1 protein-coding gene is annotated in these 221 nt (G+C 57.5%); it reads right to left on the bottom strand.

Annotated elements, in window-relative coordinates; genetic code table 11:
* Positions 1–202: glycoside hydrolase N-terminal domain-containing protein (locus tag Q4P78_RS08825; protein WP_303340005.1), on the bottom strand; the 202-nt coding region annotated here is incomplete at its 3' end.
* Positions 203–221 lie beyond the last annotated feature (19 nt).

Below are 221 nucleotides of genomic sequence, written 5' to 3'. Positions count from 1 at the left end.
CGCCAAAGAGCATAGCGCCCATCTCGCCATTGCCGATGGGCAGGGCTTCGCGCACCCAGTCGGTAGCGGGAGCGGTGTACCAAAGGGTGAGTGAATCGGTAGGTGGCGTAGGATTGCCCTTGATGCTGACCTGCGGGAGTACTTGTGCAGCCAGCGAGAGTGGGAATGCAAGGCAGGCAAGCAGGATGGAGCGAAGCTTCATAGGGTATTGTTTTTAAGAT

This window comes from Rothia sp. (in: high G+C Gram-positive bacteria), from assembly GCF_030540545.1.
GTDB lineage: Bacteria > Actinomycetota > Actinomycetes > Actinomycetales > Micrococcaceae > Rothia.
This window is presented reverse-complemented; position numbering and strand designations above follow the sequence as displayed.